This window comes from Gimesia algae, from assembly GCF_007746795.1.
GTDB classification, from domain to species: Bacteria; Planctomycetota; Planctomycetia; order Planctomycetales; family Planctomycetaceae; genus Gimesia; species Gimesia algae.
In genome coordinates this window covers 1,705,448-1,720,713 of sequence record NZ_CP036343.1, presented here as the reverse complement: position 1 = coordinate 1,720,713, position 15,266 = coordinate 1,705,448, and the positions used below count along the sequence as shown (strand labels likewise).

General features: G+C 49.0%; 16 protein-coding genes. All 16 read left to right on the top strand.

The features are described 5' to 3' along the window. The first annotated feature begins 19 nt into the window (after positions 1-19). Entirely contained in the window at positions 20-433 is a 414-nt protein-coding gene (locus Pan161_RS06510) for a flagellar FliJ family protein (RefSeq protein ID WP_197995729.1), read from the top strand. Continuing rightward, positions 430-1,080 (top strand): hypothetical protein, encoded by a 651-nt coding sequence (locus Pan161_RS06505; RefSeq protein ID WP_145225188.1) that lies wholly within the window; start codon positions 430-432, stop codon positions 1,078-1,080. The genes Pan161_RS06510 and Pan161_RS06505 overlap by 4 nt, the downstream gene beginning before the upstream one ends. A gap of 379 nt (positions 1,081-1,459) precedes the next feature. Next, positions 1,460-3,394: a flagellar hook-length control protein FliK gene (locus Pan161_RS06500; RefSeq protein WP_145225186.1), complete on the top strand. Its 1,935-nt coding sequence runs from the start codon at positions 1,460-1,462 to the stop codon at positions 3,392-3,394. Between the two features lie 31 nt (positions 3,395-3,425). Then, complete coding sequence (locus Pan161_RS06495; RefSeq protein ID WP_145225184.1) at positions 3,426-3,863, top strand: flagellar hook assembly protein FlgD; 438 nt, start codon at positions 3,426-3,428, stop codon at positions 3,861-3,863. A gap of 189 nt (positions 3,864-4,052) precedes the next feature. After that, a complete protein-coding gene (locus Pan161_RS06490) occupies positions 4,053-5,744 on the top strand; it encodes a flagellar hook-basal body complex protein (RefSeq protein WP_145225182.1) in 1,692 nt (563 codons plus the stop codon). Positions 5,745-5,807: 63 nt separating this feature from the next. Next, the gene (locus Pan161_RS06485; RefSeq protein WP_145225180.1) at positions 5,808-6,002 is read left to right on the top strand and encodes a flagellar FlbD family protein; all 195 of its coding nucleotides are present in this window, start codon (positions 5,808-5,810) and stop codon (positions 6,000-6,002) included. Positions 6,003-6,090: 88 nt separating this feature from the next. Further along, complete coding sequence (locus Pan161_RS06480; RefSeq protein WP_145225178.1) at positions 6,091-6,870, top strand: motility protein A; 780 nt, start codon at positions 6,091-6,093, stop codon at positions 6,868-6,870. An 85-nt stretch (positions 6,871-6,955) separates the two neighbouring features. After that, positions 6,956-7,684, top strand: coding sequence for an OmpA/MotB family protein (locus tag Pan161_RS06475; RefSeq protein WP_145225176.1), 729 nt, complete (start codon positions 6,956-6,958; stop codon positions 7,682-7,684). 158 nt (positions 7,685-7,842) lie between these two features. Then, complete coding sequence (locus Pan161_RS06470) at positions 7,843-8,397, top strand: hypothetical protein (protein WP_145225174.1); 555 nt, start codon at positions 7,843-7,845, stop codon at positions 8,395-8,397. A gap of 28 nt (positions 8,398-8,425) precedes the next feature. Beyond that, positions 8,426-9,109 carry a flagellar motor switch protein FliN gene (gene fliN, locus Pan161_RS30435; protein WP_197995728.1) on the top strand — a complete coding sequence of 228 codons (684 nt, stop codon included), beginning with the start codon at positions 8,426-8,428 and terminating at the stop codon, positions 9,107-9,109. 218 nt (positions 9,110-9,327) lie between these two features. After that, the gene (locus Pan161_RS06460) at positions 9,328-10,062 is read left to right on the top strand and encodes a FliO/MopB family protein (protein ID WP_197995727.1); all 735 of its coding nucleotides are present in this window, start codon (positions 9,328-9,330) and stop codon (positions 10,060-10,062) included. 34 nt (positions 10,063-10,096) lie between these two features. Continuing rightward, positions 10,097-11,026 (top strand): flagellar type III secretion system pore protein FliP, encoded by a 930-nt coding sequence (fliP, locus tag Pan161_RS06455; RefSeq protein ID WP_232103645.1) that lies wholly within the window; start codon positions 10,097-10,099, stop codon positions 11,024-11,026. 51 nt (positions 11,027-11,077) lie between these two features. After that, a complete protein-coding gene (gene fliQ, locus Pan161_RS06450) occupies positions 11,078-11,344 on the top strand; it encodes a flagellar biosynthesis protein FliQ (protein WP_145225168.1) in 267 nt (88 codons plus the stop codon). 38 nt (positions 11,345-11,382) lie between these two features. After that, positions 11,383-12,372 (top strand): flagellar biosynthetic protein FliR, encoded by a 990-nt coding sequence (locus tag Pan161_RS06445; protein WP_145225166.1) that lies wholly within the window; start codon positions 11,383-11,385, stop codon positions 12,370-12,372. A gap of 22 nt (positions 12,373-12,394) precedes the next feature. Continuing rightward, complete coding sequence (gene flhB / locus Pan161_RS06440; RefSeq protein ID WP_145225164.1) at positions 12,395-13,474, top strand: flagellar biosynthesis protein FlhB; 1,080 nt, start codon at positions 12,395-12,397, stop codon at positions 13,472-13,474. A 212-nt stretch (positions 13,475-13,686) separates the two neighbouring features. Beyond that, entirely contained in the window at positions 13,687-15,027 is a 1,341-nt protein-coding gene (locus tag Pan161_RS06435; protein WP_145225162.1) for a PP2C family protein-serine/threonine phosphatase, read from the top strand. Positions 15,028-15,266: the final 239 nt, after the last annotated feature.

Below are 15,266 nucleotides of genomic sequence, written 5' to 3'. Positions count from 1 at the left end.
ATTTGAATCAGTACTTAAAATGCGACGGCATAAACGCAGTATGTGCCATCAGTTGCTGGGGGAGATTCTCCAGGCAGATCAGCGGCTGATTGATCAGGCTGAGCAATTGAAACTACATCGTACAGAACAGTTTCAGGAAATCCGGGCGCGTCAGTCTGAAGGGCGTGTCGACATCGATGGGACGACCAGTTTACGGTATTACGCGGGCCAGTTACAAACACAAATTCAGTCGATCATTGCCAATCGGGAATTAGTGGCAAAACAGATTGCACTCTGCAGGCAGGCTTTGGCCAAAGCCGAGCAGGAAGTCAAAGCAATGGAAAAACTGTCCGATAAATATCGTGACGAATTCCTCTATGTACAAAATCAGAAAGAGATGGTTGAGTTGGAAGAGACCTGGTCAGCAACTCAGCAGACAGGAGGTAATCAATGATTCGTCCTCTGGTTGTTATTCTCTGTGTGTTTTGTGTGGCGACCATTATCTCGGAAATACTCGGTCTCAGTTTTTTATGGGTTCGCGGACATCTGAATGCGGATTCCGTTAAGGACATTCGTATGATCGTGACTGGACAGTCACTGGATGACGTGGAATTAATTGAGGAAGAAACCAGTCTGCCCTCACGAAATGAAGTTGCTGAAACACGGGCAATGCGAATTCTGGAATTAGCATCACGTGAAGATGAAATCGAGATGTTGAAAAGTTCGATTACTGAATCCTCAGATTCTCTCAAAAAAGAGCGATTGGCATTTGAACTGGCGAAAAAGACCTTTGAAGAAGAACTGAAAATTCTGAAAGAACAGAGTCAGGGAGTCGCGACAAAAAAGACCCAGTCAGTGCTGGTTGCTTTACCTTCCGGAGATGCAGTTCAATATCTGATGCAGCTTTCCATCGAAGAAAATATCGAACTGTTGAAAGGCATGGATGGTAAGTTTATAGCCAAGCTCTTGAAAGAATTCCTGGTTGCCCCTGACCCGCTGGTAATCAAACGCGGGAAAGAGATATTCAAAGAGATCTCTCAGGATGAACCGTTCCGCAGTTTCGCCGATGGAACGATGGACGAATTGTCCCGGAATAATTAGATTGTGCCCAGTTTTTTTCTGTAGTGTCGCCCATGGCATTTCGGCCGGGTAGAGTAGTACGAAACATACTGTGGTAAAATGTGATGCGTTCCAGGTAGCCTGTCTGACATTTGATGTGATCTGATGCAGGCACGACTCTCGCATCAAGTCTGCTTCACCTCCTCTCAGCCCTCTCTGGTCAGACCTTTAAACGGGCTAATGCAATTTTTCGCTAAAATTGATCTATTTTGTGTATTCTTACGTGATGTCCGGGTGAGGATTTTGACGAATATGATACTGATGAAACAGTTGATTTCCATTGTGGATACCACTGCGCGGTTCGCAAGTAATCGGCAGGAAGACTGTCCTCGGTACTTATTTTACTTAAAGGTAATGAGAAATGTCAGATTCTCACAAGGTTTCGCTGCTGGATCTACAATCGCTGGATCTCAGTAAGTATGGGAAGCAAAATCTTGATCTGAAACAGGGAGCAACCCGCAATCCCGATTCGAGTTATCGCAGGCAGCTAAGTGAGTCTCTCGCCAAAAAACAGTCAAGCAATACTACTGATCGAAAACCGGAAATCGATGCCCGATCACGGGAATTACCCTCAGAGCGAACTCCTGTAGATAGTCAGGCTCCCGCACCTCAGACTGCGGCTGAGAGCCAGGAAAATTCAGAATCCGCAGGCAATCTGCAGCGTGAAGATTCGAGAAACGACTCTCGCGAGGTTCAGGATCAGTCGGCAGCTGCAGGCAGCGTGTCGGAAAAGTCAGCAGACTCAACTGAACCAGCTTCAGAAAGCAGTACGGAGTCCGCAGAAACCGGATCAGATACGATCAATCCGCTGGCTGCTGAGACACAACAACCTGTCAAGCAGAAAGAACAGGTCTACTCACTGTTTAGCGATTCTGCTGTTAATGATTCCCAGCAGCAATCTCTCCAGGAAGTGACTGCCACTGTTGGGGAAATAGAACCTCCAGCCAGTTTTCAGTTTGCGGAGAATCAGACTCTGGTAAAACTGCCGACTGAAGTTACCGAAACGAATCCAGAGGGAGCCTATCCGATTCCAGAAGGTCTGGCAGCTTTATTGAAGAATCAGAGCGACGACATCACATCTACCGAATCGACTCAGGTGGGGACGTCGAGTGAATTCATACTGGCAGATCAACAACCGAATCTGACAGCAGAAGCTTTAGCCGAGCAGGCAACAGCTGATTCAGGAGAAGAGACTGTTTCTCTGTTACAGTCAGCGGGACTCCCGGAAATCAAAATAACAGAGGAGTTAAAGCAGGCGATTAAAGAATTTCAGTCGGAGAATTCCGATAACGCGGATGCTTCGACAGAAGATTCTGAGATCGATATTCAAACCCTCATTCAGCAGCAATATCAGAGTTCCGGAGAAGAAAACCAGTCCGATTCTTCCGCGGATGAAAATAATCAGGGTGAACAGTCGGCAGAAAATACAACTGTGGAAGAAGTTTCCCGAACGGTGATTCAACAGTTGCAGCAGCCTGTAGATGCCACTTCCGATGCGGAGAGTGAAGTGACAGATAAAAAGACAGATGCGCAGACAGAGACCGTCGATGATTCGGGCGATAATTCCATAGAAGCTGCCACCCTGAATCCGACACATCCGACTGTGAAGTCTGCGCCAGATTCATCTAATCCCCTGTTAACAGAGGCTTCCAAGGCCAGTCCACAGACTCACAATACGATCACGAATCAGCAGACAGATCCTTCAAATATACAAGCACTCAACGGCAATCTGGCTGCTCCCGTGACAAATGAGGTAACAACAGCTGCGCCCGCAGGGCCCGTGCTTGATGTCAAACAGGTTGATCAACTGGTCGAACGGATTTCCACAGCCGTCAAACAGTCACATTCCACCGGGCAGCAGCTAAAGATCCGTTTGAGTCCGCCTGAGCTGGGAACGTTACAGATTGAAGTCTCGTTGAAAAACGGTGAATACACGGCGAAGCTGGAAGTTCAGAATCGCCATGCACAAAAAGTGATCAATGATAATATCGCCCAGTTAAAAGAAGCATTATCAAAAACAGGCGTCTCGTTAGATCGTATTGACGTGCACATCAATACGGATGCCAGTGAAGACCAGCGTTCTTCTCAGTCAGGGACACAGTCAAACTCAGGAAATGATTTTAATTCTCAGCAGTTCTCAGATAACCCGCAAGACAATGAGCAACGCTCGGGTGAGCAGTCATTTGTAGAGGATACTGTGAAGCAGGATGAACCTGCCGACCAGGATCGTCCCCAGGTAGCTCGTTCTCAGGGGATCGTGACAGAGAATGTTGAAGAGATCGACGTACAAATTTAAGTCCATTTTTCAGGGATGAAGGAGTGCCGTTATGGCCGTTGATGGAATTGGTGGAAGTAGCAGTACCGGCGGTACGTCTGCAGTAGATGTCGTCGATCCGGATAAAGTTGGCTTCAATGGTTTAACCGCCGAATCGTTTATGAAGCTCTTGATTACCGAACTGCAAAACCAGGACCCGACAGAGCCACTGGGGAACGAGCAGTTGCTGGCACAGATTTCCAGTATGCGGGAACTGCAGTCGAATATTGAGTTATCAGATACATTGAAAGCAATTACGACAGGGCAGTCGCTGACTCAGGCAGCCGGGTTAATTGGAAAAGAAGTAGAAGGGCAGGAAGGCCAGCAAAACCCGGTAGCGGGTGTTGTGGAGCGCGCTTTTGTCCGCGATGGAAAGTCGTATGTCGGCATTGGTGCATTTGAATTGCCTGTCTCTGCAATTACCAGTGTTCAAGAGCCCGCAAGTGTTTAGAGTTTTTAAGGTTACAGCAATTTCATTTTGATGGGGTTCTCTGATAACAGAGACATTCTAAAAAAAATGGTATGAATTGTTTCTATTTAGACGATATTCAGAACAGGGAGCGGCCTCAGCAAAGCTGATGCTGCGCTCTGGAACCAATGGATTAGGTTTTTACCTGGTTGATTCAACCGAGGAGTAGTCATGGGATTGACATCTGCATTAAATACATCGTTGGGTGGTTTAAGCCTGAATGAAACCAGTATCGATGTGCTGGGTAACAATATTGCCAACGCGGGCACGAACGGCTTTAAAGCCTCAAATGTGCTGTTTACCACTCAGTTATCCCGTACATTAAGTGTGGGGTCACGTCCGACGACCAGTAATGGTGGTACAAATCCCCGTCAGGTTGGTCTGGGGGCGTTGAGTGCCTCGATTCGAAAAGACTTTACTCAGGGAAGTGTGACCAACAGTACCAGTCCCTCCGACCTTGCGATCCAGGGGGATGGCTTTTTTATTCTCGATGGTCCGGATGGTCAGGTTTACTCTCGAAATGGTAACTTCGAACTTAACAGCCAGAGCCTGTTGACAAACCAGAGTGGTTTTAAAGTCCAGGGATACGGTGTTGATGAAGACTTTAATCTGGTCACAACAACTTTGGCTGATATTGAAATTCCGCTGGGGGATTTGAACGTAGCTCAGGCCACTCAGAACGTCCAGATTGGTGGTGCCTTGTTACCGACGGGTGTCCTGGGAACTCAGGGGTCTATCCTGTCCACAGCAAACCTGACAGACGCTGGAAATGCAAATGCTGCCATTACGGGAGCCACCCTGTTATCAGATGTCGAAGCCTCGATTGGAACGCCTTTGTTTACTGTGGGTGAGACATTGGAATTTACTCCCAACAAGGGAGGTCGTTCGCTGGATCCGCTGACCTTGCTGGTAACCGGAACCACGACGGCAGCCGACTTTGCAGATTTCCTGGATCGGACCCTGGGAATTCAAAATGGCAGCGGCATTCCCAATGATGCCACTACGGGAGCCCAGCCAGGGGTCTCGGTAACCGCGGGAGGAGCATTTCAAGTCGTCGGTAATACAGGAACGGTAAATGACATCGCTATCACAATCGGTAATATCACATCCGATGGTGCAACGGTGTCTCTGCCATTTACAAAAACAGAAACGTCCAATGGTGAAAGTGCAATTACCGACTTTGTGATCTTTGACTCACTTGGTGAGCCTGTGACAATGAAGATGACCAGCGTGCTGGAGTCTCGTTCGTCTAACAATACGGTGTTCCGCTACTTTATGGAAAGTGCTGACGATAACGATGGAGACATTGCTGTATCGACCGGAACAATTACATTTGACAGTAACGGGAATGTCACCGATTTTACTCCCAATACCTTTGGAATCAGTCGTGTTAATACAGCCGCTGATGAAATGGATGTGACAATCGACCTGTCCGATATTTCCGGTATTTCTTCTGCGAGTGCCGGTAGTACTTTGAAGTTGACTCTGCAGGATGGTTCCGATCCGGGAACGCTCGCCAGTTTCGTGATTGATGAAACCGGGATTATCAATGGCGTATTCGATAACGGTATTATTCGTACTCTGGGGCAGGTGACTCTGGCACGCTTTTCGAACCCACAGGGGTTACTGGAATTCGGAAATTCGACATTTCAGGAAGGGGTCAGTTCCGGTCCTCCCTTCCTGGTGACACCCGGTAACTTCGGAGCGGGAACAATTCGTGCTGGTTCAATTGAATTATCAAACACCGACGTCGGTCGTAGTCTGGTTGACCTGATTGTTGCTTCCACTAACTATCGTGGAAACGCGCGGGTGATCAGTTCTGTGCAGCAGCTGGTGGATGAACTGCTGGTTCTGGGGCGATAGTGAGCCGCGCATGAAGTTTCATGATCGCAGCACAGAAACTGCTTTGCCAGGGAGGTTGGCGGTATGATCAAATTGACCCGGTTGAATGGCGAAGAATTCGTCGTGAATGCAGAGTTGATTCAATGCATTGAAAGTCGTCCCGATACCTTTATTACGCTGACATCAGATGATCGATTGATTGTGCGTGAAAGCGTCGAAGAGGTGGTGAAACGTTCGATCGCCTATTCACGGGCGATTCGTCTTGTACCCGGATTATAAAACTGAAACACAGCTGGTGAGCTCTATCAGGCAGTGATTTGAATTTACAGTGGCTGACAGGCCACGATCATCAGGAACATTGGCAGAAATGGATAAGGCAACCGCGGGTGGATTAGTCTCCGGGATGGCATTGCTGCTGTTGGCGATTGCGATTGCGCCGGGATCCAGTTTCGCAGCATTTATTGATATACCCTCTGCTGCAGTCGTGGTCGGCGGGGCTATCGCCGCCTGCTTTATTGCGTTTCCCGGTGCAGCGATGATGCTGTTTCCCAAGGTGCTCAAGAAAGTATTCTTTCCCAAACAGCAGAATCTGGCTCCCGTGATTACTCAAATTGTGGAGTTTGCTGAGATCGCCCGTCGAGATGGGATTCTGGCATTAGAGGCCAAGACCGCAGAGATCGAGGATCCGTTTATTCTTCTGGGGGTCCAGATGGCGGTGGATGGTACCGATGTGGATCTCATGGAGCAGATCCTGAGAACGGAAATGGAAGCAGTTGCCGGCAGACATAAAAACGGTAAATCACTGATGGATACTGTGGGACGTTATGCTCCCGCGTTTGGGATGATCGGGACTCTGATGGGGTTGATCATCATGTTGGGAAACATGGATGACCCAGAGGCAATCGGTCCTGGTATGGCGGTGGCATTGATCACCACGTTATATGGCGCCCTGGTTTCGAACCTGTTTTTTCTTCCGTTTGCAGATAAGCTGGCATATTACAGCAAACAGGAATTTCAAGTCCGTGAAGTCATCATCAAAGGTCTGATTGCTATTCAGGAAGGCGATAATCCGCGCGTGATCGAACAGAAACTGAATACCTTTTTACCTCAGGATCAGCGGGTGGGCAAAGACAGCCAGGCAGCCTGATTTTTTGAATATGCTCCTGGAATGCTGATTCGTTCCAGAACCGTTTTGTTTTTGATATTCGCAGACCGCAAAGGAGGATATTCAGATGGCGATGCCGGAAGAAGATGCACCTCCTGGCGTTCCGGAATGGGTGGTGACCTATGGTGATATGATGTCGCTGCTACTGACATTCTTCATCATGCTGGTGTCAATGAGTGAAATTCGTAACGATGAAGGTAGCGTCCGCGCGATGCTGGATTCGTTACGCGAGCGGTTTGGTACTCATCAGGGAACAGCTGCGGTGCCCGGGAAATCTCTGGACCCCACCAGTAACCAGAGTAAGCCTGCTTCAAAAGGCTCCAGTTCTGATGGCGGAACTAAAACGGGGAAAGAAAAGTCCAGCGGGGGGGGCGGCCCGAATAAAACCGTCGAACGTATCAATACAGGTACGGAAGTGACTCTGGGGGGAGCGGCTAGTTTCGGTAGATTTTCGGCTGAGCTGACCCCGGAAATAAAGAAAAAACTCGACATCATTGCCGAAATTCTTCTGCCAACGCCGAATCGGCTGATCGTCCGCGGACATGCGTCACCAGAACCTTTACCAAAGGACTCAAAATTCCTGGATTCACAGGAGTTGTCTTTTTATCGGGCCAAGAATGTCGCAGAATATCTTGAGTCCAAAGGAATTGAACCCGAAAGACTGATTGTCAGTTCAGTGGGTGATGCCGAGCCCAGGACGATCACGCGTAACCCTGAAGAGCAATCCTTAAATCGTCGGGTTGACGTATTTTTAATTGATGCGTATATAGTCTCTCCTAAGACAGGCAATCGTTAAAGCAAGACGATTGATAAGACCTGATCGAGCGTTTTCAGATTCACTCGGTTATATTTCGCTGAGCCTGTAATCAACTGATCCGCCTGAAGCGGAGCGTATTTTAAGACAAGGGATTTGTCTTTGCGCAAACAGGATGCGAGAGTTCAAGGAGGAGACTCGTGGCAACAGACACCGAAACGCAAGAGCCTGGTGTCGATACGGAGGCAGTTGCTTCAACGGAAGAAGCATCCCAGGGGCAATCGAAAGGAAAGCTGCTGAAAATTGGAGGATTGTTACTACTGGTAATCATCCTGCAGATCGGCATTTCATACTGGCTGCTGACTCCACCGGCTCAACCCGCTGAACTGGCAGAAGATTCACTTTCAAAAGGGAGTGAAAATCTGCAGGTGACGACAGCCGAAGTGACTGTCGATAACTTCAGCGTGACAAACAATATCGCCGAGCCAGGAGCGACGATTCATGTCACATTTAATCTGGTAGCACTGGTCGAGCAGGGGGCTGCTGCTGATTTTGATTCCATGGTCAAAGAGCAGAATAAAGCACGTGTCAAGCAGGCAGTCATTGAAGTCGTGCGAAAATCCAGTCTGAGTGATCTGAATGATCCGCAGTTAAGTACGATGAAACGCATGATGAAAGAGGCCGTTAACAAGGTTCTCAAGAAAAGTTATGTCATCGAGACTGTGATCAGCGAATATCGCACAATGACACAATAATGCGTGTATAGCATGACAGGATGGTAATGTGGCTGATGAGAATGATGATCTTCTGGATCCTTCTGAAATAGAAAAACTGCTGAATGCTCAGGGACAGGGTGCGCCTGCAGATTCTCCTCCTGCCGGGGGAGAGGCTTCAGATAATCTTCTCGATCCTGATGATATTGAAAAATTACTGCAAGGGGCCGGAGCCACAGAAAACGAAGGCGCAGACAAGCCGGGAAAAGTCGTCAACAACGATGATATCGATGCTCTGTTCAATCAGCATTCCTCCGGGGCAGACGATCAGTCAGGGATGCCGTTTTCTTCACGCGAAGAGACGGAAGCATTATTAAATCAGGCGGAAGCAAATCTGGCTGCAGCGATTTCCCCTAACCTGGGACCTGGAAACGGGATTCCCAATGATCTGGGTGGAACCAAAGCGTTTGCATTCCCCAATTTTGAGGCAATGGCCAGTAATCCGGAAGAAGCGATGAAACTGTCATCGCTGCAAAATGTAGAGCTGGACCTGTGTATTGAGCTAGGCAGAACTGAACTGCTGATTGAAGAAGTGTTAAAAATGAAAGAGGGCGTCGTAGTTCCTCTGGATAAACTGGCGGGGGATCCGGTTGATATTCTGGTGAATGGTCGGATTATCGCTCGAGGTGAAGTGCTGGTTTTGAATGATAATTTCTGCGTCCGTGTCGCAGAGATTATTTCTCCGGAGTTGTAATTGGCAGCTGGAAATCGGTGTTCCTGTGAAGCGGGAAGACTGACGACGTAAAGGATGTGATGATTCGTCTTTGTAATAGATCTCTGCTGGCATTGCTGTGTTCTCTGACCTGTACTTCTCTTGTGCATTCAGCAGAGAATCCGGCCTTTACACAGCCATCCGAATTTCGAAACCAGAATCATTCGACAGGGCAGTTCCAGCAAAAATATCAGCAGCCGATGCCAAGCGGCACACCGCGACCAGTCGCACAAACCAGTCGGCCGAACGTCGTTTCCGATTCGAATGCAATGCACAAGTCGAGAACCCAGGCATTGCCGCAGCGCAGCGGAGTCGATGTGCGGAGGTCCCAGCCTAACCTCATCACTCCCCTGGAGCGTCAGAAGCAGACCGGTTCAGGCTCCTCCAGTCAAAGCGTGAGTAAACGGGCTCCCTCAATCTGGGGGACATTCGGTGCTTTGCTGGTAGTGATCTCGATTATCCTGGTAGGGGCAAAGTTATTTAAGAAACATCATCCGCTCGGGTCAGCGGGTCTGCCCCGTGAAGTGATGGAAGTGCTGGGAAAAAAACCACTGGATGCCAGGCAGACTATCCACTTCGTGCGGTGTGGATCCCGGATTCTGATTCTTGGTTCCTCTCCTGCCGGACTGGAAATGCTGAGTGAAGTTGCTGATCCTGTAGAGGTCGATCTGATCACGGGCATGTGCCGGGAAGGCGCTGAGTCGGCTCGATCTGCGAATTCGTTTCGAAACCTGTTTCAAAGCGTATCGAAAAAAGAGGAGTCGCGTTTTACACGGTCAGCAGCGGAACCATTTCAGGACGCTGACGAATCAGAACCAGTTCCGGAACAGGACCAGTACTCAGATTATGACTCGGCTGTGAGCCGTTTACAGCAGAAGCTGCTGCATTCACCTCGCCAGTCCCTGAATGAGCGTGCGGAGTCGGACCATGCATAGCCGGGGGGGCGTTCCAAAACTGATCACAGCTAAGATGACTGAATCAACAGTACGATTTCTAAGATCACTGCTGGTTATCCTGTGGCTGGGATTGTCTGCGCAGGGAGTCCAGGCACAGCCGCCTGCTTCGAATCAGGCATTATCCAATCAGGGGGTTTCCAGCCAGAATTCCCCACAGTCGCCTGTTCAGCCGGTTTTTATGTCGCAAGATAATCAAAATGGCGGAGCGGGTGTTCCGGAAATGCTGGATGTCGAACAAATGACATCGCCTCAGGGGCTGAATTCGACATTGAAGCTGTTTCTACTGCTGACGATATTAAGCCTGGCGCCTTCGATTCTGATCATGACGACGAGCTTCATTCGTTTTGTAATCGTGTTTGGATTATTGCGACAGGCGTTGGGGACTCAACAGCTGCCGCCCAACCAGGTGCTGACCAGCTTGAGTCTGTTTCTGACGATCATGGTCATGGCGCCGATCTGGGAAAAAGCATATGACGAAGGCATTGTGCCTTACACGAATCAGACGCAACAGGCACCGGTTTCACTTGAAGTTGCTTTTCAGAAAACCGTAGCACCCCTGCGAAAATTTATGAGTGATCAGATTGAATTAACTGGCAACAGTGATACGGTCTGGATGTTTCTGGATTATCAGCAGCCTCTGCCAGGTTCACCCGGGGCTGAGTCGTATCAGGCACCCAAGGACTATGACGACGTACCACTGACGGTTTTATTACCCGCTTATATGTTGAGTGAAGTGAAGACTGCTTTTCTAATCGGTTTTCAGCTGTATCTGCCTTTCATTGTGATCGATATGGTAATCAGCTCTATCCTGATCAGTATGGGGATGATGATGCTGCCTCCTGTCCTGATTTCATTACCCTTTAAAATTCTGTTGTTTGTCTTGATTGATGGCTGGTTACTGACGGTCGGGATGTTGCTGGAAAGTATCAGGGCCGTCGGTTGACTTCGGGCGCTCAGGTTGCGCCCGCATCTTTCTTAATTTCAGGTAAATGTTATGGATACATCCACTGTTCTTGATCTGGGACGCGAGGGACTGCTGATCATGCTGGAGGTCAGCGGCCCGGTCATGCTGACCGCGGTTGTGGTAGGCCTGGTGATCAGTATTGGACAGGCCGTCACGCAGATCCAGGACCAGACAATCAGCTTCGTTCCCAAAATTATCATGATGGTGCTGGCGATCCTGTATACGCTGCCTTGGATCACTTCATTAATGGTGGAATACAGTACGAACCTGATTACCAATATTCCGGCACGCCTTTAACTGCCTGTGTCGTATGAACCAGGGAAACCACGAGTCCTGTGAGCGAACTCCTCGATCAATATGTGATGAATCCGATCCTGCAGCTGGCTCCGGGACAGCTGCTGCAGTGGGCGATGCTGCAGTTTTATGCGTTTACGCTGGTGGTCGTGCGGATCAGTGGCCTGATGATTATCGGCCCTGTGTTCGGGCAACCGATTTTTCCCACGAATATCCGAATTCTGCTGATCCTGAGCCTGTCTCTGCTCATTACTCCGACATTGCATGACCAGACGACAGTCGGCTTTTATCAACTGGACAGCAACCAGAACCAGAGGCTGAGTCAGGATGAAGTTCCGGAACATCTCCAGGACCGATTTAATGACCTTGTCGTCACAGCGGGGCGCCAGGCGACTCAAGAACTGACGGTCAATGATTACCGGTTCGTGACGCGGATGCCGAACTCCCTGCTGGATTATGCCTGGTCGATTCTGGGGGAATTGACGTTAGGTTTTTCGCTGGGGCTGGGGATTTACATCATTCTACTCAGTCTGCAGATGGCCGGTCAGATGATTGATCAGCAGGCCGGAATGGCGCTGGGAGAGGTCTTCAATCCTGGCTTTGACATGAATGCTTCACTTAGCGGTCAGTATCTGTATTTTATAGGGATCACCGTATTTCTGCTGATGGAACCGGTCAACGGCCATCTGTTAATGTTGTCGTCCCTGATTGATACATTCCAGGTCTTTCCTGTAGGGGAAGGGATCGTATCCACGAATACCCTGGATCTGCTGCAGACGCTGATGCATCAGTCGCTGGTACTGTCGATTAAAGTGGCAGCCCCCTTACTGGCTGTCAGTGCTTTAATCTCGATTTCAATGGGCTATCTCGGGCACACCGTCCCGCAGATCAATGTTCTGGTGATCGGTTTTCCGATTCGAGCAATGATCAGTCTGATTGTTCTGGTTTTTACACTGTCGGGGGCTGCAGATATTGTGGTTGAATCCATTCCCTCTGCCATTGATCAGTTGAGTCGCAGTACTGTTTTATAAATCGATTTGAAAACGTTTTGTCATGGCTGAAAACGATACAGGAGAAAAAACAGAGCAACCTACGGATCGTCGGCGCAATGAAGCCCGCGAGAAGGGGAACATTGCAAAAAGTACCGACCTGACTGCAGCCGGAATGATGCTGGCGACAGCATCTGTCCTTTATTTTTTTGCTGTCAATCTCAGCAGTGACATGAAAAATCTGATGGAAGTCTCGCTGACGACTCCCGTCTGGCTGCGTGTAGATCATCCATTGCTCATCGAACGTTGTGAGTCCATTATCGAACTGTTCCTGGAGGGGACAGTCGTGATGATGGTGGCGTTATTTGTCTCTGCGGTGTTCCTGAATATCGTGCAGGTGGGATTCATGATGACTCCGGACGTGCTCCAACTCAAGTGGGAACGGTTGAATCCGATCGAAGGAGCCAAGCGGATCATTTCCATCCGTGGCCTGGTCAAGCTGGGAGTGAGTCTCGGTAAAATCTGTCTGCTGGTGTTGATTGCTGCCTGGTTCAGCTACCTGGTGTTTCCCAGTTTTCTGGGACTGATGGGGGCGTCTCCTGAAACGATTTTGCGTGACATATTTAATTCGACGATCGAACTGGGATTGCTGTTGGCACTGTCGCTGATCATTTTGGGTGGACTGGATTATGCCTTTCAGAAGTGGAAGCATGAAAAAGACCTGATGATGAGTAAACAGGAAATTCGTGAAGAAATGAAGTCGATGGATGGAGATCCACTGATTCGACAGCGTCGTCGTGAGGCACATCGAAAGCTCGCGATGTCTCAGGAACTTTCCAAGGTGGCGACAGCGGATGTGGTGATTACGAACCCCACACATATTTCGATCGCGATCAAGTATGATCCGGAATCGATGCCCGCCCCGGTAGTGGTGGCTAAGGGAGCAGGGGAGATCGCCTTTCAGATCCGAAAAATTGCCAATGAAAAAGGGATTCCGATTATCGAACGGAAAGCACTGGCGCGTCAGATGTACCGCGATGTAAAAACCGGACAGGAAATTCCCTTTGAGTTATATGAGGTCTTCGTTGAGATTATGGCCTACGTTTACAGCTTGACTGGTAAAACCATGCCGGATCAACGTTAAGCTTTCAGAGACGAAACAGTGACATTCTGTCTGCAGGATCGTTCAGGAAAACGAACAATAATCCATATGAGCAGTATTAACGTGTACCTGTTTTTCAGTAACAAAAACAGGTTTTCCGGTAGTATTCTCTGGTGTTTACGTTCAATATTCACCAAGATATTGAAGTGGAATCAAGTAGTGGTATAACGTTTCTAAAGTTTGTGGGGGTTTGAATGCGTTGGGAACATCCGGTTCAGTTCGCATCGCAGAGTGATGTTGGCTTTCGGCGCAGAAATAACGAAGATTCGATCTCGGTTCGAATCTGTAAAGATCAGGAAGGCTGGCGAGATCACGGGCACTTCTTTCTGGTTGCTGATGGTATGGGAGGCCATGCCGTGGGTGAGCTGGCAAGTAAGATTGCCTCAGAAACGGTACCTCATACCTTCTTCAAGAATAAACCGGGGCCTGTTGACAAATCGTTGAAATCTGCGATTGAGGTTGCAAATCAGGCGATCAATGAGCGGGGGATGGCCAATCGCGAATTCATGCGAATGGGGACAACCTGCAGTTCCTTGTGTCTGTGCTCTGAAGGCGCGGTAATCGGTCATGTAGGGGACAGTCGCGTCTACCGGGTGCGTGAAAATCGTATCGATCAACTGACGTTTGATCATAGCCTGCAGTGGGAACTGATTCGGCAGGGACGGATGAAGCCCGAAGATGTTTATCTGAATGAGCCTCGTAACGTCATCACCCGGTCACTGGGCCCCGAACCGGTTGTCAAAGTGGACATTGAAGGTCCCTATGCGGTCCTGGAGGGGGATCGTTACATCTTGTGCAGTGACGGATTGACATGTCATCTGAAAGATGAAGAGATTGGCATGATTGCCAAATACCTGGAACCAAGTGACGCCTGTCGCCTGATGATCAATCTCGCCAACCTGCGGGGCGGGTCAGATAACATCTCGGTCATCGTGGTGCGCGTGGGAGACTTGCCGGACGTGAATTTACCTCAGGAAAAAGCACCTGAAGCAGAGCCGGAAATCGAACTGGAACGCGACTATGGAGAGTGGTTTTGGCTGGCTGGGGTCTGGGTGGCTTCGCTGATGGTGGCAGCCGGAATTCTGATGTGGATTTTGACCAAATTTGACCGGGGCGAGTTTCTGACGTTTGGGGGCATGTCACTACTGGTGATGTTACTGGTCCGCAAAGTCTTTGCGCAGCGCGAGTCCAGTAAACGTGAAGAATATCTGGATAAAAGTAAGACGATTGAGTGGAGGCCTTATCGATCAGAGAAGCTGAAGTTTAATACGGATTTCCTGCAGTATCTGACTACCATGGAGTCCGAGTTACAACGGGCAGCGATGGAAGAGGAATGGACGATCGAGTGGTCCGAACACAACAAGATCTATTACGATGCCAAAGAAGAGCTGGAACAGAAGAAATATCTGCACGCATTTCGCGATTTTTCCCGTGCCATTGATATCTTGATGACGGGTCTGCATTCTTACCGTAAAGAAATGGTGCATCAGGCGCGCTGGAAAAAAGGGCCTCCGACCTCTTCCCCGGAAGATTAGACAGTGTTCCGATTCGCTGTCGCATCTCCAGAGACACTGAGACCGATTATAATAGACCGAGAGACGCTCTGGTCAAATGTGATGCGCTCCAGTTTCTATGTCGGCTGTTCAGAAATCTGCAAGGATTGCAGGGTTTTGTTCACTTTCGGATCTTTGTAATTTTAACATTGGATTCCCGACGGGTTTCAGATATGATCCGTCCCTTATTTCAGTGACTCTGAAGGACTTGTGACACGGAG